Genomic DNA, 21,663 nt, shown 5'->3' with positions numbered 1-21,663 from the left:
CGGCTTCGTCGAGGGTGTGGAACTCGCCCGCGGTGCCGTGGGCGTAAATGCCGTCGACGCCGCTGGTCAGCAGCGCGTCGAGCTGGCCCGCCAGCCGGTCCCAGACGATGTCGCCGCGGCCTTCGACCGGGAGCAGGAGCGTGCCCCACACCCCGCTGACCTGATCGGCCGCCAATGGCTTCATCGGTGCTCCCTCCGGACGGGGATCGCGTTCATGATCTGACCCCCGAATCGCGTACTTGCCCTCATGCCCGCCGGCCACTCAGCTCAGAGTTTGTCGGGTTGAGTACGACCCATGATGAGACCGCTGGAAATCGCCCACCCGCGCTCGGGCCGTTCCCCAGACCTGCTCTTGTTTCCCGCTCGGACAGGCAGCGCGGTTTTTCGTCCTGTGCTGCTGCCCCCTCGAAGAATTTCAGTGCCGTGGGCGGTGCGAAATCCGCTGCTGTGACCCCCGGGTGACGGTGTACGGTCGTGCTCTGGCGGTTTCCCGGTCGCCTCTGGGTCCGCGGGCAGAGCTGCAAGCTCACCGGTTGCACATGAACATCACTGGCAGATCTTCCAGCCCGATGTCGCGGACCCGCGGGCGCCGAGGAAGGACTGCCTTGTCCGATCGACCACGCCATCTCCCCGACCGGCCCAGCCTCCGGTACCTGAAGATCGAGGCGAAACGTCGCCTCTCCACAGGGGAGTTCGCGACACTTCACGAAGCCCAGCTGGCCATCGCCCGCGAGCACGGGCTGCCGAGCTGGACCGCACTCAAGGAACGCATCGAGGCCGAGAACCCCTCGAGCGACGCCCTGACGCACGTGCGGTGGGTGATGTCGCGCTTCGCGGCGGCCGGCACCCCGGGATGGACGCCCCCCGACGAGGAGGAACTGCGCCGACACTTCGATGACCGTTACCTGAGCCTCGTGCCGGCGGACTGGGTGACCCACCTGTTCACTACGGTCGCCGAGCGACTGCGCGAGGGCCTCGCTGACGTGCAGGCCGAACCGCTGTACCTCCGCGCACGCGTCGCCGACCTGCGCATCGAGGCAGCGACCGAAGCCGGACCACCGCACCGGCTGAGCAGTCTGCAGATGTATCCGGCACGCGAAGCCGCTGCCGACGTCCCCAGTGGGCCGCCCGCCTCCGGTTGAACCCCTCAACCCAGACCTGTGTGATGTGGTGGTCGGCGATGTCGAGGCTGATGACGGCGGCGACCCGCGTCCTCCCCCAGCCGCGGGGCCCGCAGGCCGGCGTCTCGGCCAGGCAGGCCTCGCGGACGGGGCGGGCGAGGGCCTCCCGGGGGCCGCTGCGGCGTGGCGGGAACGGGACGCAGCAGCCGCAGGAAGTGACGGGCCCGCTCGGCGAGTTCGGCCATCTCCGGCTCGCTGCGTCCCACGAGGCCGGCACCCTGCCGATTCTCCGGCCGCGCGCAGGAGGGGATCGATGCGTTCGATCCGGTCCAGGTAGTAGCGGGTGAGCCGTTCGGCGTCGAGCCGTCCGTCGGACATCCGCCGGCGGAGTTCGGCGATGCCCAGCTCGTCCAGTTCTCCGGTCGCGGCGCGGGCTTGGGCGGGGGTTCCGCCGAGCCAGGGTGTGGCTGCCGCAGCGGGGCCGAGCGCGAGCACGCTCAGGCGCGTGGCGTTGATCCGAATGCGCTGCAAGGCAGATGTCGTCCTTGTCTCGCGCAATGGGGGTCAGCGCGCGGACGTATTCCGCTGGGACCGGTGACTCGCCGAGAGCACTCTGTCCATCAAGCGGGTGGGAAGGATGCGGGCGAGGGGGACGATGAATGCAGCGTCCATGCCGAGCGTGTATCGCGCTCGCGGTCGGGCTGTCGTGGCCACTTTGGCGATTTTGGCTCCGGCTTTCGCCGCGGGTAGGGCGCGGCTGAGGAAGGCGGTGTTCGAGGCGACTGTTGATTTGACGAGATCGCCGTAAAGGCGCTGGTGATCGGCGCTCATCTTGTCGGCGAGTTCGAGGGAGACGGCTCCGCTGTGGGCAGCCATCTCGGTCTTGACGCCGCCTGGTTGAACCACCACCACCTGTACGCCGTGCGCTGTGACCTCGCGACGCAGGGAGTCGCTCGCTGCTTCGAGTGCGAACTTCGTTCCCGCGTACGCACCAAAGATCGGGAGTGCGGCTACCCCGCCTACCGAGCTGATGTTGACGATCCTGCCTCGGCTCTGTCGGAGAAACGGCAGAAGCATCTGAATGACGGCGATGTGCCCGAACAGATTGACTTCGAACTGTTCACGCCATTGCTCGAGTGGCAGCACCTCGATGGGTGCGTTGATCTCGATGCCGGCGTTGTTGATCAGAGCACGCAGTGCGCGCTGTTCGGGGTCGTTGGCGATGCGCTCCGCGAGAGCTTCGATGTGCTTGGGGACGGTGATGTCCAAGGTGACCGGTTCGGCGCCTGTGGCCCGGATGGCGTCGGCCTCACGGTCGGTGCGTACACCGGCAAGGACGTGGTAGCCCATCGAGGTGAGTTCGTGTGCTGTCGCGGCTCCGATGCCCGTTGAGGCGCCGGAGACGATGATGAGTTCATTCTTGTGCGGCTGCGCCACAACTGTGGGCCTTTCAGGAGGTGTGCCCGGTTGCGAGGGGAAAGGTGACGGCGGCTTTTCGGAGATCTCCCACAGTCGGCAGGGACACTTTCAATGTATCCACTGGAAACATAGTTGTCAATGGAAACATTGGCTCGGTATGCTCGTTTTCATGCCCGAACCTGCCGAACAGCGGACCTACCACCATGGAAATCTCCGCACCGCGCTCCTCGACGCAGCTGAGCGCGGCCTGCAAGAGCACGGGGCCGATCAACTCTCACTGCGGGATCTGGCCAGGGAGATCGGCGTCAGTCACGCTGCGCCGCGTCGGCACTTCGGGGATCGCCGGGGACTGCTCGACGCCCTCGCGGAGGCCGGATTCGTTCGCCTGGGCGCCGCTCTGCACGCCGCGCTCACCAAGACCGATGGCGAGCGCGACTTCCCCACGCGCGTGCGGGACGCCGTTTCGGCCTACGCCCACTTCGCGGTCGAGAACGCCTCGCTGTATGAGCTGATGAACTCCAGCAAGCACCATCCGGGAACGACCCTGGTCACCCGGGCCGCTGCGGCCGCGTTCGGACAGATGATCGACCTGATCGAAGAGGGCCAAGCGCACGGCGCACTGGAACAGGGCGATCCTGAAGAGGTCGGAATCATCCTCTACGCCACCGTGCAAGGCATCACCACCATGGTCAACAGCGGAATGATCGGCGCGGAGCGGCTCGATGGACTCGTCAACACCGCGGTCTCGCAGTTCCTTCGAGGCGCCCGCCCCCTCGGGCCGCAAGGATCTCCGAGCGGGCGCTGACACAGACTGGGAATTCCGGTGGCCATCTGATGGGACTCACGGAGTCCGAACTCGGCGGCGACCTCCAGCTCGAGGCGATGGAGTTCTGGAGCAGAGCCCAAGACCGTACCCCAGTTGGGCGCCGTGGCAAAGGAGCCCTGACGTCGGGCAGGGGCAGCAACCGCGTGATGTCGTTGCGGCTTCCGCCAGTTGGAGATGCCGGTGTCAGGCGAGTACGACCACGGCATGGCCCCGGCAGCAGATGATGCCGAGGTCTTCGCCGTCCGGAGCCGCACACCGCTCCACGAGGTCCAGCGTGACCTCACCGCGAGCGGGATCGATCTCTCGTACCGTGCCGGTGACCACGAGCCGGTCTCCCGGGTGGGCGGGCGCCCGGTTCTGCCACGCGACCTCGCGTACCCGCCCGGTTTCGCCGGCGAGCGCCGCCGCGGCCCGGTGGAACAGGCAGCCGTGCAGCTGCGCCATGACGACCGGGTCGGCCAGCCCTTCGGACCGGGCGAAGGCGGTGTCGTAGTGGATGCGATGGGTGTTGCGGGTGACGGCGCCGAAACGCAGCAGGCCGACCGCGTCGGGGGTGAACTCCACGGGCGGTACCGGCTGCCCGACGGTGACGTCGCTGTATCCCCTCACCTGGCGATGAACCTCTCCGTGACCTCGACGAGCGTTCCGCGCGTCGTGCTGTACGTCTTCTCGACCGTGAGCAGCAGGAACCCGTCCCCCGCCCCTTTGCGCTCAACTGCCGTGAGAACCCTGAGCAGTTCGATCGCGTCCCCCGCCCGCACCTCGTCCGTCCAGCGCACCTGCTGACCACCTGCCATGAGCCGGACGTCGAGCCCGTCGGTGCCGGGGACCTCGTCGCGGTACATGCCGTCCGGCCGGACCTCGTCGGGGCCGGCTCCGGGCGCGCCGCGCAGCAGGCTGACGACGTACATGGGGTGGACGGTGAACCGGGAGCTGTCCGGATCCGTCAGGTGCGGCGCGGTCTCGCCGGCCGCCCGGGCGAACTCCGCGGCGTCCTCGGCCCGTACGACACCCAGCTGCCGCCGCTCGAACCGCCCGACCAACGCCCGTGCCCGCTCCTCGGCCAGGTCAAGACCGTTCGCCATGCACCGCCTCCACATTCGAGAGCCACACTCGGACGACCGGACGCTAGCCGCGACGCCTTCCGCGTCACCACGGAACCGGCCCGCTCAGCGGACCGCTCCGCTTGGGCGGGCCCGACTCGCGGGGACACCATGCGGGACATGGACCTCATGGACATTCAGCCGCCTCCGCAGGGCGCCTACGCGGAGGCGGACGGCGTCGCGTACCACTACATCGAGATGGGCGAGGGAAGCCCTACCGTCTTCCTGCACGGCGGCGGCCCGGGGTGCACGGGCTGGTCGGACTTCGGGCAGGTGGCACCGCTGTTCGCCGCTGACCGCCGGTGCTTCCTCGTCGACATCCTGCAGTACGGGAAGTCCGCCAAGCCGGTCATCAAGGGCCCCATGTGGGACTACCACGCCGCCAAGACCGTGGCGCTGCTCGACTCGCTGGGCGTGGCACGCGCCGACTTCGTCTGCAACTCGTGGGGCGGGACCATCGCCCTCAACCTGGCCGCCAAGTACCCCGAACGGGTCCGGTCCCTCGTCATCACCGGCAGCATGCCGGTCTTCTACGGGCCGCTCGCGCCCCTCCCCGAGGGCGCGCGTCGCGGTCGCAACGCCCGGGATGTGTACTACGGCGGCGACGGCCCCTCGCCGGACAAGATGCGCGAGCTGATGGCCCGCCTGGAGTGGTACGACGCGGACGCCATCCCCGAGGGCACGGTGAAGCTGCGTCACGAACAGAGCCTGGACCCCGAGGAGATGGCGCTCGCCGCCGCCTCGGACAACCCGCGCGGCGACTGGCAGGACCTCACCGGGGAACTGGGCCGGATCGAGGCGCCGTCGCTGTTCATGTGGGGCATGTACGACGCGTTCCTGACCCCGGACTACCCGCTGATGCTTGCCCGGATGGTTCCCCGGGGCAACCTCCATGTGATGAGCCGTACGTCCCATCACCTCCAGGAGGAGCGACCGCACGACTACTACACCGTCGTCACCGGTTTCCTGAACCAACAGCACGACTGACTGCCGAGGAGCGACAGTGAGTGAATCCGTGGTGCGCGTCGTCGAACTGTCCAGTCCCTTCGCCCGTTTCGCGGGCAGGCTCCTGGTGGGCCTCGGTCATGAGGTGGTGCTCGTCGAACCGCCGGGAGGCGATGCGACCCGGCACGAGCTGGACGGCGACGCCTTCGCCCACTGGCACGCCGGGAAACGCTCGGTCACCCTCGATACGGGCACGCCCGAAGGTGCCGCTGAGCTGCGCCGGCTCCTTGAGGGCGCGGACGCGCTGCTCGACGGGAGCACCGAGGGCGCCGAGCCGGTCGCCGCCGGTCTCGACCACCTCGTACATGTACGAGTCACCCCGTTCGGTCTCGTCGGCCCGCGCAGCTACTGGCAGGGCACGGATCTGGTGGTGGCCGCGCTCGGCGGCATGCTGGCGCAGGTCGGCGATCCGGACGGCCCGCCCCTGCGGCTGCCGGAGAACCAGGCGGAGCAACTCGCGGGCGTCAACGCGGCGATCGCCGTCCTGCTCGGCCTGCGCGCCCGGCGCAACGGCCCGGGCCGGCGCCACGGCCCGGGGCAGCTCATCGACGTGTCAGCGCAGGCGTGTGTGGCCGCCGCGCTGGAGGCGGGAGCCCTCGCCTATCTGCACGAGGACCGCGTCCCGCCGCGCCCGGGACGGGTGCATCCGCTGGTCCCGCACGGCCTGTTCAGGGCCAAGGACGGCCATCTGGGCGGCGGGCTCGGCGGCAGCCCCCGTATGTGGGACGCGCTGCTCGCCTGGTTGCGCGAGGAAGGCGCGGAGGCCGATCTCGCGGAGCCCAGATGGCAGGACCCCGTTGAGCGCAAGAAGCATCAGGAGCATGTGTTCAAGGTCGTGCAGGATTTCGTGGGCGCTTGGCCGAAGGCGGAGTTCGCGGAGCGGGCCCAGGCCAGGAAACTGCCGTGGGCCGCCGTCGATCTGCCCCACGAGCTGCCGGACAACCCGCAGCTCACCGCGCGCGGCTTCTTCACACAGGTCCGAACGGAGCAGGGAGACCGGACCGACCTCGGCTTCCCCTTCGCGTTCCCGGAGGGCCGCCGCGTCACGGCGCTCACCGTGCCCGGGCCCGGTGCCGACCAGGCGCTGCTCGACGAACCTCGTGCGACGCGCCCGGTCGACGGCGACTCCCCCGGCCTGCCCGCCCTGGACGGCGTACGCGTCCTGGACCTGACCTGGGTGCTCGCGGGCCCGTACTGCACAAAGGTCCTCGCCGACCACGGCGCCGACGTCATCAAGGTCGAGTCCGTCCGCCGCCCCGACCCGACCCGCTTCGCGCCCTTCATGCACCTCTCGCGGGGCGACCACACGGACCCGAACACCAACGGCTACTTCAACGAGGTCAACCGGAACAAGCGCAGCATCGCGCTCGACACGCGGACCGAGGAGGGTGTCGCGGTGCTGCGGGAACTGATCGCCTCCTGCGATGTGCTCGTGGAGAACTTCAGCGCCACGGTCATGACCGGGCTCGGCCTCGGCTACGAGGCGCTGCGCGAGATCAACCCGGGTCTGGTCTACGTGAGCATGTCGGGCATGGGCCACACCGGCCCGCGCTCCGGCTGGGTGTCGTACGCGGACACCGTCTCGGCCAGTGGCGGGCTGACCGGGCTCACCGGCTGGGGCCCGGACGACGTGGTGGGCGTGATCTACGGCCACGGCGACATCGTCGCGGGACTCCAGGCCGCGCTGGCCACGGTCGCCGCGCTGGAACACCGTGCGGAGACGGGCCGCGGACAGCACGTCGACCTGTCCCAACTCGAGGCGATCGCCGCCCACATGGGGACGAGCCTCCTCACATCGGCTCGGTCGCCCATGGGCAACGCCCACCCTCGGTGGAGCCCTCAGGGTGTGTACCGCTGCCTGGGCGCCGACCGCTGGCTCGCCGTCAGCGTCCGCTCGGACGAGGAGTGGACGGCCCTGTGTCACGCCATCGGGCAACCCGAACTGGCCGAGGACGCACGGCTGTTGACCGCCGACGGCCGCAGGCGGGAGAGCACGCTGGTCGACGGCGTACTCGGCGACTGGGCGCGCAGTCTGCCCGCCGACGCCGCCGCCGAGCTGCTGCAGGAGCGTGGGATTCCGGCCGGTGCCGTGCAGGACGGCCGCGAACTCGTCGAGCACGACCCGCAGTTGAGGGCACGTGGCTTCTACGTCCGTCGTGAGCACCCGGCCGCGGGCGCCTTCCTCCACGAGGGCGTGCCCGTCCGCCTCACCGGCACACCGGGCGGCATACGCAGGCCCGCGCCCCTGCTCGGTGCCGACACCGACGAGGTGCTGAGCGAGTGGGCCGGCATCCCGGCCGAGCGGCTCGGTCGACTGCGGGAGGCCGGAGTGCTCCAGTGAACGCCATGGCCATCCCGCAGAACGCCATGACGATCCCGCAGTTGCTGGACGCCTCGGCGGAGGAGTACGGCGACCGGGTCTTCCTGCGCGTGGGCCGGACGGAGCGCACGTACCGGCAGACCCGTCAGGCCGCGGCGACGACGGCGGGAGCGCTCGCCGCACGCGGCTGCCGACCAGGCGACCGGGTCGCGGCCCTGCTGTCGAACCGGATCGAGTTCGTCGACCTGATCCTCGGCTGCGCCTGGCTCGGCGCGGTGCTGGTGCCGCTCAACACCGGCCTGCGCGGCCGGAGCCTGCGCCACGTCCTGCGGGAGGCGGCGCCGTCCTTCCTGCTCACGGAGACGGAGTCGGCGGACCGGGTGGTCGAGTCAGGTTACCGGGGCACGCTCTGGATCGTGGGCGAGGGCGACGCCCCACGGCCGGGAGAGGCCGAGTCTCTGCCACCGGCCGCGGTACGGCCGTACGACACCGCCTCGATCCTCTTCACCTCGGGCACCACGGGGACACCACGAGGCGTGCGCTGCCCACAGGCGCAGTTCGCCTGGTGGGGCCGCAACGTCGCGGACTCCCTGCGGCTCACCTCGGACGACGTGCTCTACACCTGCCTTCCGCTCTTCCACACCAACGCCCTCAACGCGCTGGCGCAGGCCATGGTGGCCGGTGCCGCCTACGCGCTCGACGAGCGTTTCTCCGCCTCGAAGTACTGGGCGAGGGTGGCGGAGACCGACGCCACGGTCATCCATCTGCTCGGGGCGATGGTGCCCATGCTGCTGGCCCAGCCGCCCGGTGAGCAGGACCGCGGACACCGGGCCTGGCGGGGCCTCTCCCCCGCCACTCCGGGCCCCGCCTGGGCGCCCTTCCGCGAGCGCTTCGGCGTCACGCTCGTCGACGGCTTCGGCTCCACGGAGACGAACCTCGTCATCGGTTCCACCCCGGCACGGCAGCGGCCCGGCCTCATCGGCACCGTGCGCGACGGCTTCTCCGCACGCGTGGTCGACGAGGCCCTCGTTCCCGTCCCGGACGGCACGCCCGGCGAACTGGTCGTCCGCAGTCACCGGCCGTTCGCCTTCTGCACCGGCTACTTGGGCGAGTCGGCACCACCGCCCCACTCCTGGCGCAGGACCGGCGACCGCGTGATCCGTGAGCCGGACGGCTGGTTCCGCTTCGTCGACCGCATCAAGGACGTCATCCGGCGGCGCGGCGAGAACATCTCCTCGTACGAGGTGGAGTCGGCCGTCCGCTCCCATCCGGCCGTCGCCGAAGCCGCGGCCTTCCCCGTGGCCTCGGAGCTGGCCGAGGACGAGGTCATGGTCGCGATCGTCGTACGGCCCGGCAGCGTGCTGGACCCGGAGGACCTGACCCGGCACTGCGCGCGGGAGCTGCCCGCGTTCGCCGTGCCCCGGTACATCGAGACGGTCCCGTCTCTGCCGCTCACTGAGACCGGCAAGGTCCGCAAGGCGGCCCTGCGGGAACGCGGTGTCACCGCCGGCACCTGGGACCGGGCCCGCACCACGGGACGCCCCGCCCGAGCCTGACCCTGGTACCGCGGCCACCTGCCGGGCGTTCAGCCGCCGGTCACGCCAGGGCATCCGTCAGTGCGACCGGCTGTCCGGTGCGCAGCGACTCGTAGGCGGCCAGCACGATCCGGAGGGTGCGCAGGCCCGACTCGCCGTCGGGAGACGGCCGCCGCCCGGTGCGTACGGCGTCGAGGAACTCCTCCAGCATGGCGGCGTCCAGATCCACCCCGCCCGCCTCCCAGCGGTCGCGACCGCTGGCCGAGTCGAATCCGCCGAGCAGCGGAGGGAAGGCGTCGAACTCCACGATCGCCTTTTCGCCGACGCAGGTCATGGCGAGACCGCCCCAGGTCGGGTGGTCCGGCGGATGGCTCCAGCTGGCGTCCACGCCGGCGACCACCCCGCCGGGGTAGCGGATGGTGACCAGGCCCGCGGTCTCGACGTCCGGGGCGGGACCGCCGTCGTCCAGGATGCTGTTGGCCTGGGCGTACACCTCCGCCGCCTGCTCGCCGTCCAGCAGCGCGTCCACGAGGTCGGCGATGTGGACGGTGTGGTCGGCCAGCGCTCCGCCGCCCGCCAGTTCCGGGTCGGCGAACCAGGGGCGCGAACGGGCCGGGTTCGAGCCGTTGTTGGCTCCGTGGACGCTGATCAGCCCACCGAGCGAGCCGTCGGCCAGCGCGCGGCGCAGGGCGGTGAACGCGGGGCTGAACCGTACGGGATAGGCGGTCATCAGCCCGACCCCGGCGCGTTCACAGGCGTCGATCATGGCCCGTGCGTCCGCCTCCGTTGTCGCCAGGGGCTTCTCGCACAGCACGTGCGCCCCGCTTGCGGCGGCCCGCTCGACCAGATGCCGGTGCCGGGCGTTCTCGCTGGTGACGACCACGGCGTCGGGGCGGAGGGCGAATATCTCCTCCCAGGTGTCGACGTAGGCGGCACCCAGGCTTTCGGCGAACTCCCGCCCGCGGGTGGGGTCGTCCGGCGGGGCGTCGGGGTCCGAGGTGATCAGTTCGATGCCGTCGCGGTCGCGCAGCAGCCTGATGTAGGTCGCGGCGTGCACATGGGCGAAGGACAGTACGGCGACTCTCACTGGTCAATTCCCCTTGTGGATACGGTAGTTGCCTGCGGGGTGAGTGGAGCGAGCGGGGTGAGTTCGACGGTCCGTCCGGTACGGGCGGACTGAGCCGCGGCCTCGGCGAGGCGGACGGCCGCCACACCGTCCCGGCCGCTCACCCGTGGTTCAGGACCGCCCGCGAACGCCTCGGCGAACTCGCGGATCTGGGCGAGGTAGGGCGACTCCCCGAAGTCTCCGACGGGGATGCCGTCCGCCGGGCCGCCGGTCGCGCGACCGGTGATCCGCAGTTCGAGGTGGGCCTGGGAGTCGTGCTGGACGGTGCCGCCGGTGCCCGACACATGGAAAGTGGTGCGGAACGGTGTCGCCGGTGGCCCCCATACCCCTACGACCTGTGTGATGGTGCCTCCCGCGTGGGTGAGTACGGCGGTACCGGTGGCGACCGCCCCCTCCGGGGCCGGGGCGGTGAGATGCCCCTGGTGCCGGGCGTGGACCCGTACGACGTCGCCGAAGAGCCAGCGGGCGATGTCCATGTCGTGGATCATCTGGTCCGTCAGGATCCCGCCGGAGCGTGCCGGGTCGGCGAACCAGCCGCTCCAGGTGGGATAGCGGCCGGTGCGGGTGAACCGGGCGACCGCCACCCGGCCCAGGCCGCCCCCGGCGACCAGGTCGCGAAGGCGGGCGTAGGCAGGGAAGAAGCGCACCACATGTCCCGGGTACAGCCGCACCCCGGCCGCTTCCGCCGCGTCGGCCATTTCCCCGGCCTCGGCCGCGCTGAGCGCCAGCGGCTTCTCGCACAGGACATGGGCCCCGGCCGCGACGGCGGCCAGAGTGATCTCCCGGTGGGTGTCGGTCGGGGTGCACACATCCACCACGGCGGCCCCGGCGATCGCCTCGGGCAGGGAGCCCACGGATGTCGCGCCGAACTCCCGGGCCAGGGCGGGGGCTCGGCCGTCGGGTGCGTAGAGGCGTACGCGCGCGCCGAGGGCGACCCACGCGGGCAGATGCGTGCGGGCGATGCCGCCCGCGCCGATCAGCGCGACTTCGAGTTCTGCCATGGAATTCTCCGACCTCCTGTGGGTTCAGGCCTTGTTGTGGTCAGCCCTTGAGGGCGCCGCTGAGTACGCCACTGATGAAGTGCCGCTGGAAGAACAGGTAGACGAGCACCACCGGGGCGATCACGATCAGGGTGGCCGCGGCGAGCAGCGGTACGTCGACGCCGAACTGCCCGGTGAAGAACCCCAGTCCGGCCGGGGCCGTACGGCGGGCCGGGTCCTGGATCAGGATGAGCGGGAGCAGGAACTGGTTCCAGCTCCAGACGAAGTAGAGAACGCCCAACGTGGTGACCGCCGGGCGGGAGTTGGGCAGCAGGATCCGCCAGAGCGTCGCCCACGACGAGGCGCCGTCCAGCCGCGCGGCTTCCATGAGGCTGCGCGGCATGGTCGCGAAGTGGGCGCGCATCCAGAAGACCCCGAAGGGCATGAACGCGCCGATCTCCGCGAGGGCCAGCCCGGGGACCGTGTTCGTCAGGCCTATGGCGCGCAGGTCGTAGTAGAGCGGGATGATGGTGCCCTCGGTGGGGATGGACAGGCCGAGCAGCAGGTACGCGTAGAGCCGTCCCCGGCCCGGGACTTCGAGGGTCGCCAGTGCGTACCCGGCCAGGGTCGCGCACACCACCGCGGCCGGCACCACGCACAGCGCGATCACCACACTCGACCGCAGCAGCGTGCCGAACCCTGCCGCGGACCAGGCGCGGGAGAAGTTCTCGAAGTGCAGCCCGTCCGGCAGGGCGAAGCCGGTCAGCGGAGCGCCCGCCGGCTGGAGTGACGCCAGCAGCAGGGAGGCGAACGGCACCAGCACGGCGGCCATGAACAGCGCGAGCACGACGGGTGCCGCGAGCCGCCCGGTGACCGCTCTGGTCGCCGAGGCCGGTGAGATCGTCGAGGTCGGTGAGGTCACGGTGCCTCCCTGGACAGCCGGTTGATCACCAGGACGGCGAGGGAGATGACCACCGTCAGCACGATCGCCAGCGCGCTGGCCACGCCGACGGCGCCGCCCCCGAAGGCCAGGCGGTAGATGAGGATGCCGGGGACGACGGTGCTGTTGCCCGGGCCTCCTCCAGTGGTGATGTAGATGAGGTCGAAGCTGGACAGGGCGGCGATCACGGTGATGGACAGGGCCACCGCGAACTCCGGTCGCAGCAGCGGGACGGTGATCGCCATGAACTCGCGTACCGGACCTGCCCCGTCCATCCGTGCCGCCTCGTAGATCTCCGGGTCGATGCGCTGCGTCCCGGACAGGAACAGCACCATGCACAGGCCCGAGACGACCCAGCTGCCGATCAGTCCGACGGCCGGCAGGGCCCAGGTGAAGCTGCCCAGCCAGGCGTCGGTGAGGCCGCCCAGACCGATGGCCCTCAGGGCCTGGTTGAGGGTGCCGTCCTCGGCGTACACCCAGCGCCAGAGGATGCCGACCGCGACCAGCGGGATGACCTGGGGCAGGAACAGCACCGTGCGGACCAGGGCGGTGCCGCGGCGCCCGGCACGCCGGGACACGATCGCCGCCGAGACCAGGCCCATGCAGATCGGCAGGACGGAGAAGAACAGGATCAGTGCGCCGGCATGCCAGGCGGCGGCGCGCAGTTGCGGGTCGGTGGCGATACGGCCGTAGTTGTCGAGGCCGACGAAGGAGGGGAGGGTCACTCCGTCCCAATCGAACAGCGAGAGATACGCGGTGTGCAGCAGCGGCAGTACGGCGAAGAGCGTGTAGGGCAGCAGAGCCGGCAGCAGGTACAGCAACGCCACGGCCCGGCGCCGACGGCGGCGGCCGGACCGTGCCGGGCGGGGGTGCTTGCGCACGGTGCTGCCGGCCCCGCGCTTGGCCGGAGGCAGGATGCCGGGCGCGGGAGAGGGGCCGGTCAGTCGGTCGGCAGTGGTCATTTGTGGTAGTTCTCGAAGTCCGTCTGGAGACCGGCCAGGAACTTCTCGGCGGTGACCTTGCCCCCGGCGAGCAACTGCAGCTGGGTGGTGAGGGTGTCGCCCATCGTCGGGGAGGAGGAGTTCTGGATGAACGGTTGCAGTCCGGCGTCCTTGACGATCGTCTGCCAGCCCTGCTGGACATCGCCCAGCAGCCCGCTCTGGCTCGGCATGGCGCCCGCGTCGGGAGCCATGAAGCCCCCCTTGGCGATGATGGCGGCGGCCTGCGCGTCGGCGGCGAAGTCGAGGAACGCGGCGGCCGCGGCAGCGTTCTTGGTCTTGCTGGACACGCAGTAGTACACCCCGGCGCCGGTGGTGCGCACCTTCCCGCCGGAGGTGACGGGCGGCATGTTGAAGTAGCCGGCCCCCTCGCCCAGACCTTCGGCCACCGCGGCCGCGGCCCAGTTGCCGCTGATCCGGAAGACGCCCTCGCCCTTGGCGAACGCGGCGGTGGCGTCGTTGTCGCTGACGCCGTTGACCTTGGGGGTGACATAACCCTCGTCCACCCACCGCTTGAGCGTCTCGGCCGCCTTCTCGGCCTCCGGCAGCACGATGGTGGCGCTCTTGTGGCCGTACGCCCACGCCTCGCGGTCCTTCGGTGCCAGAAAGGCCGAGAGCAGCACGTTGAAGGGGTGGTTGAGACCGCCGTCGAGGTTGCCTGCGACCAGTGCGGTCTCTCCGGCCGCCTTGGCCTTGGCGAACAGGGCCTCCAGGTCCTCCAAGGTGGCCGGAGGCACGGTCAGGCCCAGCTTCTGCGCCTTGGCCTTGTTGTAGTAGACGCCTTCGAACGACAGGCCCGCCCCGACTCCGTACAGGTCACCGGTGCCGACGGTCTTGCCGTCCGGGGTGAGGGTGATCTGGTCCAGGCCGGGGAACTTCTCCGCCCAGCCGTACGCCTTGCCGTACTCGCCGACCTTGAGCAGCAGCCGTCCGGGGACGAGGTTCTGCATGCCGGAGGTGAACTGGGCGATGTCGGGGGCGCTGTCGGCCGACATGGTGGTGTTGATGCTCTTGAGGTAGTCGTCCCAGCCGGTGTACTGGCGCTTGACGGTGATGTTGGGGTGCTTCTTGCGAAAAGCCGCGACGAGGCCCGGAGTCATGGTGGTGTCGTCGGCGTCGGCGACCACCAGAGTGATCTTCTTGTCGGCCGGTATCGCCGTGGAAGCGGGGCCGGCGCTGCTCTTGTCGGACGACGAGGCGCCCGGGGTCAGATCGCTGCACGCGGTGAGCGCCGCGGCGCCGACCGCGCCGGTGGCCGCGAGGAACGTACGTCTGGACAGGAACGACGGGGACGACAGGCTGGGGCTCATGGAGTCTCCTGGGCGTGACGGGACGCGGCGCGGCGGGGGCGGCGGAGGAGGGTGAGAAGACGCCGTTGAGTCGCCGGGAGTTCGATTAGTTCGATAACGCAGTTGCGTTTTATAATCAGAGCGAGTCCGGCGGGCGTCAAGGACTCAGGGCTGGATTGTTATCGTCGGGGCGATCCGCACCGGTCCCCGGCTGTACCGCTGTTGCACAGGAGGTTGATCATTGGCCACGTCCAGGGACCGCTCCCCGTCGACGGCCCCCGCCGCACCGGCGCTGTGGCCACTCGGCGGGCTGCCGACGCCCAACTCTCCCGGGCGCGAACTGCCCGCGGTGGTGGGCGTCGCGGACCTGCGTGCCACGAACGCCGCGGCCATCCTCGCCGCCGTCCGCTCGACCGACCCGCATCCCCGGCTCTCCGCACTGGCCGAGGCAACCAAGCTCTCTCGCCCCACAGTTGAGGCGATCGTCGAGGAACTCACCGACTGCGGGCTCATCGAGGTCGCCCCGGCCGTGTCCGCCCGTGGCCAGCGGTCGCCCGGCCGCCCGGCCCGCCGGTTCCGCTTCCGCCCGCACGCGGGCTTCGTCATCGGCGTGGATGTACGAGCCCGCTCCGTGAGCGCCTGCCTGGCCGACCTCGACGGCCGACCGGTGGCCGTCGAACGCAAGGCGGTGCGCGCCGACTTGGGAGGCGCGGCCCGCGCCCGCGCCGTGACCGCCGTGGTGCAGCGCGCGATCGACCGCTCCGGAGCCGACGTCCGGCGGGTGTGGGCCGCGACAGTGGGCACTCCCGGCCTGGTGGACCGGAGCAACACCCGTATCCGGCAGGCCGACAACCTCAAGGGCTGGGCCGAGGCGGACATCGTCACCACCCTCCGCGAAACCCTCGGCTGCCCGGTCGCCGTGGAGAACGACGCCAACCTCGCCGCGCTCGGCGAGCAGTGGCGCGGGGTCGGCGGCGCGGCCGACGAGATGGTCTTCGTCCTGCTCGGCGAACGCCTCGGTGCCGGCGTCATCACCGGGGGACGCCTGCTGCGCGGACACCGCGGCGCGGCCGGTGAGATCGGCTTCATCCGCTTCCCCGGCAGCACCTCGTCGCAGCCCGGCCTCGAACCGCTGATACCGGACAGCGCCGCCCCGGACCAGGCGGACCCCGTGCGGCGCACAGGCGCCGACATCGTCCGTGGCGCCGCCTCGGGAGATCCGGAAGCGGTCGCGGCCATCACGTCGTACGGGCGGAGGCTGGCCGCCGGAATCGCCCCCGTCCTGCTCGCGCTGGACCCGGCGCTGGTCGTCCTCGGCACCAGCCTCTTCCCCGTCCCCGCGCTGCTTCCGGCTGCGGAACTCCTCCTGAGCGCCGCCGAGGAGGAAGCCGCCAGTCTCCTCGTCGACCTTCCGCAGTGGCGGCTGTCCGCCCTGGGCGACGAGGCCGTGATCACCGGCGCGGTCCGCTTCGCCCTCTCCTCCGTCGAAGAGGTGCTCCGCACCCGGCCCACCAGCCTTCCGGCCCAGGGCGCGCTCGGCCGGCCGCCGGGCTCGGGGACAGGGACAGGGACAGGGACGGAGACGGGGGCAGAGGGCTAGGTCCTGCCGTCGAACTGCCTCCCCTTGGGGGCACACCACCGGCCGGAGGCTGGGGACCGTCGGTACGGCTCATGCATCAGTACGGCCCATGTGTCCACGTGCCCGCCAGCATCGTGGCGTGTACCGGCATGTCGCGCAGGGTGTGGGCGTCGGCTTCCAGTGGGTCGGTGTCCACGATGGCCAGGTCCGCGTCGTCGCCGACCCGGATCAGGTGGCGTCCGCGGGCGGCCGCGGTGAGGGCCTCGCGGACGGGCAGCTCCTGTTCCGGGTGCCAGGAGGGCCGGTCGTCACTGGTGCGGCTGACCGCCGAGGCGATGCTCATCCAGGGGTCCAGCGGGGCGACCGGCGCGTCGGAGCCGAGTTCCAGGCGGGCTCCGGCCGCGAGCAAGTCGGCGTAGGGGAAGGCGCGTTCGGTGCGTCCGGCCCAGTAGCGGTCGGCGACGTCCCGGTCGTCCGTGGCGTGCGCGGGCTGCACGCCCGCCGTGATTCCCAGCTCGGCGAAGCGGGGTATGTCGGCGGCGGTCAGCAGCTGCGCGTGCTCGATACGGCCGCGGCAGCGCACGGTCGCGAAGGCGTCGAGGGCCATCGTGTTGGCACGGTCGCCTATGGCGTGCACGGCGGGCTCGATGCCGTGGGAGGAGGCGAGGCGCATGAGCCGTACCAACTCCTCGTACGGCGTCTGCTCGACACCGTACGCGGCGGGCGTGCCCTCCAGTCCGGGATACGGCTCATGGCAGAGGGCGGTACGGGTGTTGAGCGAGCCGTCGGTGAACAGCTTCAGCGGCCCGACCCGAACCCGGCCCTCCGTCTCGGCCAGTGTGTCGCCGGTGCGCAGTTCCCGCCCGATCGCCTGCGCCAGGTACTCGGGGTAGACGGCCGCCGACACGCGCACCTGAGGCGGTGCCTCGGCGCTGCGGCGGGTCCAGTCCGTGACGTTGTCCGCGTACTCGAAGTCGGTGAAGCCCGTGACGCCGCGCGCGGCGGCGGCGCGGCAGGCCTCCGCGACCCAGCGGTCGGAGACCTCGGCGGGCACGCCGGGCAGGGTGGAGACCGCCGCCAGGCAGTCGTGTTCGCGCAGCACACCGGTCGGGTGGTCGCCGTGGCCCACCAGGGCCAGGCAGGGCGAGTTCATCCAGGCGGTGTGCAGATCCCCGCTGATCAGGGCGACCGGGCGGTCGGGCTGCACCGCGTCGAGCAGCCGTTTGTGCGGTACGTCGGGCCACAGACCGTCCCGGAAGCCGTATCCGACGAGGAGTTCGGCGGGCGGCAGCTCGGCGGCCCTGGTCCGTACGGCATCGGTCACCGCCCGGGCCGAAGCGAAGGCGGACAGATCCATGCGCCGCCGGGTGCCGGCCCACTGGGTGGCGTGGATGTGGGCGTCCCACAGTCCGGGCAGCGCGGTACGGCCCCCGAGATCCAGAATGCGCTCGCCGGCAGCCGCCTTCAGATTCCCGTCGTCGGCGGCGGGCGCGATGGCGGTGATCCGGCCGCCCTCGATACGCAGAGTGCTCACCGGGCCACCGGCGCCGAGTCGTACCCCGGACAGAACGAGCGCCGGCCGCGAGGTGCCGGGGCGCGGGCCGGTCATGTACTGCACGGTCGTCATCAGGTCCTCCAACTCCGGCGCATGGCCTCGGCGAGGCCTTTGTCGGCATAGGGCTGCCGGTCGGACTCCAGGGCGGCGGCTCCCCTCCGTGTACGACCAGTTCGGGCTCGTCCTGACTGAGCTTCGCCTTGGCCACGACATGCCGGGCGGCCGGTCGGTGCCGTCGCGATGCCGTCGCAATGCCGTGGCGATGCGACGAGCCTAGGGAGCAATCGACTCCAGGGGCCATGGCTCGGGAGCCGGCTCTGGCTCTCGAAGTCGCCACGGGATCATCCCTCGTGAAGGCCGGTTGCTCAAGCACGGGCACCGCTCGGGACGTTCGCCGAGAGGCCGCGTGCCACCACGTGACAGGCCGTCTCGTGCGCGGAGTGTGCGGGAGGCACGACCGACAACAGATCAGGGGCGCGTTCCGTGCAGATCCGCTCGCTCCGCGGGCAGCGCGGGGCGAACGCGCGCAGCCAGGCGGGGGCTCACCGGAGCTCGGCGGGCGCCGTCCAGGACGGCCGCGCGCCGGTCCCGTATACGCGGGTCGGGGACCGGGGCCGCCGCCAGCAGGGCCTTCGTGTACGGGTGGGCGAGGGTGTCGAAGACGGCGCGGGCGTCGCCGCGCTCCACGATCCGGCCCAGGCACATGACGGCGAGGGCCGAAGGCGGTCCAGCGCGACCTCGGGTCAGGCCCGGACGCCGAGTGGTGTGCCCGGATCGCGCGGGCCGCGAGGGACAGGATCCCTCAGCGAGCAGGTTGCTGACGCGCCGCGCTGTCGCTGTTGCTGTCGCTGTCCGGGCCGTGGGTGACGCGGATTTTGGACTGGCCGTGCGGCAGTTCCTCCCAGTCGGCCATGAAGCGGGCCGCCAGGCCGTGTTTCTCGGCCAGGGCGATGAGCGTCTCGGTGCGGTAGTAGAAGTCCTCCCGCAGCACCTGGTGTTCCTTGCCCTCGGTGCGGTCGAAGGTGAAGTCGAACCAGCCGCCCGGTGCGAGGACGCGGCCGACGTTGGCCAGGCATTCCTCGATGACCGGAAGCGGGGAGTGCGAGAAGACGCTGTGTGCGTGCACCACGTCGAAATGGGCATCGGGCAGGAAGCGCAGGGTCAGGTCGCGGACCGGGGTCAGCGTGGGGAGCCGGTTCTGCAGCCCCATGCGCACCATGGTGTCCTGCGCGGCGGCGAGGATGTCGGGTGAGATGTCGATGCCGTAGTAGTGCCCCGGCTCCAGATGCCGGATGAACCGCCAGCCCGCCCGCAGATTGCCGCACCCGATCTCCAGCATGCGGTGCTCGGGGCTCAGACCATGCCCGATGAGGTAGTCGAACTGCATCGCTCCCAGGGCCAGCCATCGCTCATGGCTGCGGCTGCCGACCGCCGCGTCCGGGTCGGCACGGGTGTCGGACCGCATCACCGCGCGGTAGTAGGAGACGTGGTCCGGCCAGCGGTGGCGCAGCCATGTGTCCCGGGCTGCTCGGGCCAAGTAGCGCGGCACCCGCCCGGGGTTGCGCAGCGCGTAGGCGATGCGGTGTCCGAGGGCTGCGCGGTTGACGGTGACGTTCTTGGCAGGCACGCGGGTTGGCTTCCTCTCGTCGGGTGCGGACGCGGCGGTCGTACCGTCTCGTCTCGCGGGTCCTGATCCCAGCTTCGGCGCGCGAGGGGCAGCCGGACGCGGTCAACCGGCTTCGGTGGAGGGACAGTTAGGGTGACGCCGGTGTCAACCGAACGGAGGTTGCGGCAATGCGGCGGACACGGTATGCGCGCCCAGCACGTGAGGACTGGTGCGTCCTGTGACGGCGACGACCGGGAGCCCCTCCCTGGGCCACGGCGAGCGGGCCGATGCGTACGGGCAGACCGATCTCGACGGGCGAGCCGATCCGGACGGACGTTGGCTGACGGCGGTCATGCACGCCGCGTTCTTCCTTCTGCTGGGCTCCTCGCTCACCCGCTTCCTGACCCGTGATCAGGACCACCCGTATGCCGCGTGGGTCGTCGCGCTGTTCGTCGTCTTCTGGCTGCTCTACGTCCTCGGCCTGGTGCTGGCCCCCGCACCGCGCCCCGGCGCCCGGCCCAGCACACGGCACCTGGTCTGGCTGGGTGCGGTGTCGGCCGTGTGGATCGTCCTGCTCGCGCTCGCTCCGAGCGCCACGTGGTGTGCCATGCCCCTGCTGTTCGCCGGCCTGCACGCACTGCCCCCGCGGATCGCGGTGCCGGTGGCGGCCGGGCTCACCGCGCTCGTCATCGCCTCCGAGATACGCGCGTCACAGGGCGCGCTGAATCCCAATGTCGTGGTCGCCCCGCCGGCCATCGCCGCGGTCGCCACCGCAGTCCTGGTGCATCTCCAGCGCCAGGCGGCCCGGCAACGCGTCCTGATCGACGACCTCGTCCGCACCCGCCGTGACCTGGCCGACACCGAGCGGCGGGCGGGCGTCCTGGCGGAGCGGCAGCGGCTGTCCGCGGAGATCCACGACACCCTCGCGCAGAGCCTGTCCTCCCAGCAGATGCTGCTGCAGACCGCCGACCGCCTCTGGCAGACGGATCCGGACGCGGCCCACGGACACATCCGGGACGCGGCCGAGATCACGTCCCACAGCCTCGCCGAGGCCCGCAGGTTCGTCCATGACCTGGCCCCGGCCGACCTCGCCGAGCGCACCCTGGCAGAGGCGCTCCGCGCGCTCGCCGACCGCGAGAGCGGGCCGGGCCTGACGGTGGCCTTCCGGCTGGACGGCACACCGGGTCCGCTGCCGGAGAGGATCGAGGCGGCGCTGCTGCGCATCGCGCAGGGAGCACTGGCCAATGTGCGTGAACACGCCGCGGCGACACGGGCCGCGCTCACCCTGACCTGGCTGGACGACCAGATCTCGCTGGACATCGCCGACAACGGCCGCGGCTTCGACGTGGAAGGCCCCTCGCCCTCGGAGGTGACGGCGCCCTCCGACGCGGGCCGGGCGCGCGGGCACGGGCTGCCGGCCATGCGTATCCGGGCACGGCAGTCGGGCGGCACGCTCACCGTGGAATCCACGCCCGGCGAGGGCACCGTCGTATCGGCGGCCCTTCCCCTTACGCCCCTTCCCCAGGCGCCCCTCGCCCTCAACACCACCGGAGGAACCGCCCCGTGAGCCCGTCAGAGTCCTCCCCGCCGATCCGGCTGCTGCTGTGCGACGACCACGCCGTGGTACGCGCCGGGTTGCGCGCGCTGCTGTCCAGTACCCATGGCGTCGAGGTGGTCGGTGAGGCGGGCAGCGGCGAGGAGGCCCTCGCCGTGGCCGCCCGTGTCCGGCCCGACGTCGTGCTGATGGACCTCCAACTCGGCGGCGGCATGGACGGCGTGACGGCCACTCGGCACCTGACTTCAGGGGGCGGGGTGACTTCAGAAGGCGGGGAGGATCCCGGCACGCCGGTCCCGCGCGTGCTGGTGCTCACCATGTTCGACACCGACGCCGACATCACCCGCGCCATCGAAGCGGGCGCCATCGGCTATCTACTCAAGGCCGAACGCCCCGAGGAACTGTTCGCGGCGATCCGCAACGCGGCCTCCGGCCGCACCGCACTGTCGGCCCCGGTGGCCGACCGCGTACTGGCCCACATGCGCACTCCGCGCCCCACCCTGTCCGACCGCGAGCACGACATCCTCCAGCAACTGGCACGCGGCCTGGGCAACCGGGAGATCGCCCGCGCCCTGTTCATCAGCGAGGCCACGGTCAAGACCCACCTGGGCCGGATCTACGGCAAGCTGGGGGTGGAAACGCGGGCCGGGGCGGTGGCGGTCGCCAAGGAACGACGCCTGATGCCGTGACGCCATTTCTGTCGGCT

General features: G+C 71.2%; 20 protein-coding genes. 8 read left to right on the top strand and 12 right to left on the bottom strand.

Annotated elements, in window-relative coordinates:
* On the bottom strand, window positions 1-184 hold a 184-nt coding region (locus G5C60_RS24105; RefSeq protein WP_206439929.1), incomplete at its 3' end, for a dihydrodipicolinate synthase family protein.
* 421 nt (window positions 185-605) lie between these two features.
* On the opposite strand from G5C60_RS24105, the gene G5C60_RS24100 reads away from it, so the two are divergent.
* Window positions 606-1,142 (top strand): P-loop NTPase family protein, encoded by a 537-nt coding sequence (locus G5C60_RS24100; protein ID WP_165262722.1) that lies wholly within the window; start codon window positions 606-608, stop codon window positions 1,140-1,142.
* 543 nt (window positions 1,143-1,685) lie between these two features.
* Here the strand turns inward: G5C60_RS24100 and G5C60_RS24095 are convergent.
* A complete protein-coding gene (locus tag G5C60_RS24095; protein WP_165262720.1) occupies window positions 1,686-2,558 on the bottom strand; it encodes an SDR family NAD(P)-dependent oxidoreductase in 873 nt (290 codons plus the stop codon).
* A 151-nt stretch (window positions 2,559-2,709) separates the two neighbouring features.
* Between G5C60_RS24095 and G5C60_RS24090 the strand changes: the two genes are divergently transcribed.
* The gene (locus G5C60_RS24090; protein ID WP_165262718.1) at window positions 2,710-3,345 is read left to right on the top strand and encodes a TetR/AcrR family transcriptional regulator; all 636 of its coding nucleotides are present in this window, start codon (window positions 2,710-2,712) and stop codon (window positions 3,343-3,345) included.
* A gap of 204 nt (window positions 3,346-3,549) precedes the next feature.
* On the opposite strand, the gene G5C60_RS24085 is transcribed toward G5C60_RS24090, so the two are convergent.
* Window positions 3,550-3,975 carry a hotdog family protein gene (locus tag G5C60_RS24085; RefSeq protein ID WP_165262716.1) on the bottom strand — a complete coding sequence of 142 codons (426 nt, stop codon included), beginning with the start codon at window positions 3,973-3,975 and terminating at the stop codon, window positions 3,550-3,552.
* Window positions 3,972-4,451: an FAS1-like dehydratase domain-containing protein gene (locus tag G5C60_RS24080; protein ID WP_165262714.1), complete on the bottom strand. Its 480-nt coding sequence runs from the start codon at window positions 4,449-4,451 to the stop codon at window positions 3,972-3,974. The genes G5C60_RS24085 and G5C60_RS24080 overlap by 4 nt, the downstream gene beginning before the upstream one ends.
* Before the next feature lie 138 nt (window positions 4,452-4,589).
* On the opposite strand from G5C60_RS24080, the gene G5C60_RS24075 reads away from it, so the two are divergent.
* Genes G5C60_RS24075 through G5C60_RS24065 form a run of 3 tightly spaced genes read left to right on the top strand, consistent with a single transcriptional unit; the run spans window position 4,590 to window position 9,350 of the window.
* The gene (locus G5C60_RS24075; protein WP_165262712.1) at window positions 4,590-5,456 is read left to right on the top strand and encodes an alpha/beta fold hydrolase; all 867 of its coding nucleotides are present in this window, start codon (window positions 4,590-4,592) and stop codon (window positions 5,454-5,456) included.
* A 16-nt stretch (window positions 5,457-5,472) separates the two neighbouring features.
* On the top strand, window positions 5,473-7,815 hold the full coding sequence (locus G5C60_RS53720) for a CoA transferase (protein WP_165262710.1): 2,343 nt from the start codon (window positions 5,473-5,475) through the stop codon (window positions 7,813-7,815).
* A 5-nt stretch (window positions 7,816-7,820) separates the two neighbouring features.
* Window positions 7,821-9,350, top strand: a complete 1,530-nt coding sequence (locus G5C60_RS24065; RefSeq protein ID WP_165262708.1) for an AMP-binding protein — start codon at window positions 7,821-7,823, stop codon at window positions 9,348-9,350.
* 40 nt (window positions 9,351-9,390) lie between these two features.
* On the opposite strand, the gene G5C60_RS24060 is transcribed toward G5C60_RS24065, so the two are convergent.
* Genes G5C60_RS24060 through G5C60_RS24040 form a run of 5 tightly spaced genes read right to left on the bottom strand, consistent with a single transcriptional unit; the run spans window position 9,391 to window position 14,683 of the window.
* On the bottom strand, window positions 9,391-10,416 hold the full coding sequence (locus G5C60_RS24060) for a Gfo/Idh/MocA family protein (protein ID WP_165262706.1): 1,026 nt from the start codon (window positions 10,414-10,416) through the stop codon (window positions 9,391-9,393).
* Window positions 10,413-11,456, bottom strand: coding sequence for a Gfo/Idh/MocA family protein (locus G5C60_RS24055; RefSeq protein WP_165262704.1), 1,044 nt, complete (start codon window positions 11,454-11,456; stop codon window positions 10,413-10,415). The genes G5C60_RS24060 and G5C60_RS24055 overlap by 4 nt, the downstream gene beginning before the upstream one ends.
* A gap of 40 nt (window positions 11,457-11,496) precedes the next feature.
* Window positions 11,497-12,357 (bottom strand): carbohydrate ABC transporter permease, encoded by an 861-nt coding sequence (locus G5C60_RS24050; RefSeq protein ID WP_338145905.1) that lies wholly within the window; start codon window positions 12,355-12,357, stop codon window positions 11,497-11,499.
* Entirely contained in the window at window positions 12,354-13,337 is a 984-nt protein-coding gene (locus tag G5C60_RS24045) for a carbohydrate ABC transporter permease (protein ID WP_165262702.1), read from the bottom strand. The genes G5C60_RS24050 and G5C60_RS24045 overlap by 4 nt, the downstream gene beginning before the upstream one ends.
* Complete coding sequence (locus tag G5C60_RS24040; RefSeq protein WP_165262700.1) at window positions 13,334-14,683, bottom strand: ABC transporter substrate-binding protein; 1,350 nt, start codon at window positions 14,681-14,683, stop codon at window positions 13,334-13,336. The genes G5C60_RS24045 and G5C60_RS24040 overlap by 4 nt, the downstream gene beginning before the upstream one ends.
* 220 nt (window positions 14,684-14,903) lie before the next feature.
* Here G5C60_RS24040 and G5C60_RS24035 point away from each other — a divergent pair, with 220 nt between their 5' ends.
* Window positions 14,904-16,262 (top strand): ROK family transcriptional regulator, encoded by a 1,359-nt coding sequence (locus G5C60_RS24035; protein ID WP_165262698.1) that lies wholly within the window; start codon window positions 14,904-14,906, stop codon window positions 16,260-16,262.
* Between the two features lie 76 nt (window positions 16,263-16,338).
* On the opposite strand, the gene G5C60_RS24030 is transcribed toward G5C60_RS24035, so the two are convergent.
* The 3 genes from G5C60_RS24030 to G5C60_RS24020 form a co-directional block, all read right to left on the bottom strand.
* Window positions 16,339-17,868 carry an amidohydrolase gene (locus tag G5C60_RS24030; protein WP_241267021.1) on the bottom strand — a complete coding sequence of 510 codons (1,530 nt, stop codon included), beginning with the start codon at window positions 17,866-17,868 and terminating at the stop codon, window positions 16,339-16,341.
* Window positions 17,869-18,264: 396 nt separating this feature from the next.
* Window positions 18,265-18,501, bottom strand: a complete 237-nt coding sequence (locus G5C60_RS24025; protein ID WP_165262696.1) for an ABC transporter ATP-binding protein — start codon at window positions 18,499-18,501, stop codon at window positions 18,265-18,267.
* A 97-nt stretch (window positions 18,502-18,598) separates the two neighbouring features.
* The gene (locus tag G5C60_RS24020) at window positions 18,599-19,423 is read right to left on the bottom strand and encodes a methyltransferase (RefSeq protein ID WP_165262694.1); all 825 of its coding nucleotides are present in this window, start codon (window positions 19,421-19,423) and stop codon (window positions 18,599-18,601) included.
* A 331-nt stretch (window positions 19,424-19,754) separates the two neighbouring features.
* Between G5C60_RS24020 and G5C60_RS24015 the strand changes: the two genes are divergently transcribed.
* On the top strand, window positions 19,755-20,969 hold the full coding sequence (locus G5C60_RS24015) for a sensor histidine kinase (protein WP_165262726.1): 1,215 nt from the start codon (window positions 19,755-19,757) through the stop codon (window positions 20,967-20,969).
* Window positions 20,966-21,646, top strand: a complete 681-nt coding sequence (locus G5C60_RS24010; RefSeq protein WP_165262692.1) for a response regulator — start codon at window positions 20,966-20,968, stop codon at window positions 21,644-21,646. Before G5C60_RS24015 ends, G5C60_RS24010 begins: the two co-directional genes overlap by 4 nt.
* Window positions 21,647-21,663: the final 17 nt, after the last annotated feature.

It is taken from the genome of Streptomyces scabichelini (genome assembly GCF_011045015.1).
Classification (GTDB): Bacteria; Actinomycetota; Actinomycetes; order Streptomycetales; family Streptomycetaceae; genus Streptomyces; species Streptomyces scabichelini.
This window is presented reverse-complemented; position numbering and strand designations above follow the sequence as displayed.

Bases quoted from the DNA above. Each gene is read 5' to 3' on its own strand.
- G5C60_RS24055 (WP_165262704.1), bottom strand. From the start codon at position 11,456: ATGGCAGAACTCGAAGTCGCGCTGATCGGCGCGGGCGGCATCGCCCGC.
- G5C60_RS24040 (WP_165262700.1), bottom strand. From the start codon at position 14,683: ATGAGCCCCAGCCTGTCGTCCCCGTCGTTCCTGTCCAGACGTACGTTC.
- G5C60_RS24045 (WP_165262702.1), bottom strand. From the start codon at position 13,337: ATGACCACTGCCGACCGACTGACCGGCCCCTCTCCCGCGCCCGGCATC.
- G5C60_RS24015 (WP_165262726.1), top strand. From the start codon at position 19,755: ATGCACGCCGCGTTCTTCCTTCTGCTGGGCTCCTCGCTCACCCGCTTC.
- G5C60_RS24090 (WP_165262718.1), top strand. From the start codon at position 2,710: ATGCCCGAACCTGCCGAACAGCGGACCTACCACCATGGAAATCTCCGC.
- G5C60_RS24080 (WP_165262714.1), bottom strand. From the start codon at position 4,451: ATGGCGAACGGTCTTGACCTGGCCGAGGAGCGGGCACGGGCGTTGGTC.
- G5C60_RS24075 (WP_165262712.1), top strand. From the start codon at position 4,590: ATGGACCTCATGGACATTCAGCCGCCTCCGCAGGGCGCCTACGCGGAG.
- G5C60_RS24030 (WP_241267021.1), bottom strand. From the start codon at position 17,868: ATGACGACCGTGCAGTACATGACCGGCCCGCGCCCCGGCACCTCGCGG.
- G5C60_RS24025 (WP_165262696.1), bottom strand. From the start codon at position 18,501: ATGTGCCTGGGCCGGATCGTGGAGCGCGGCGACGCCCGCGCCGTCTTC.
- G5C60_RS24065 (WP_165262708.1), top strand. From the start codon at position 7,821: ATGGCCATCCCGCAGAACGCCATGACGATCCCGCAGTTGCTGGACGCC.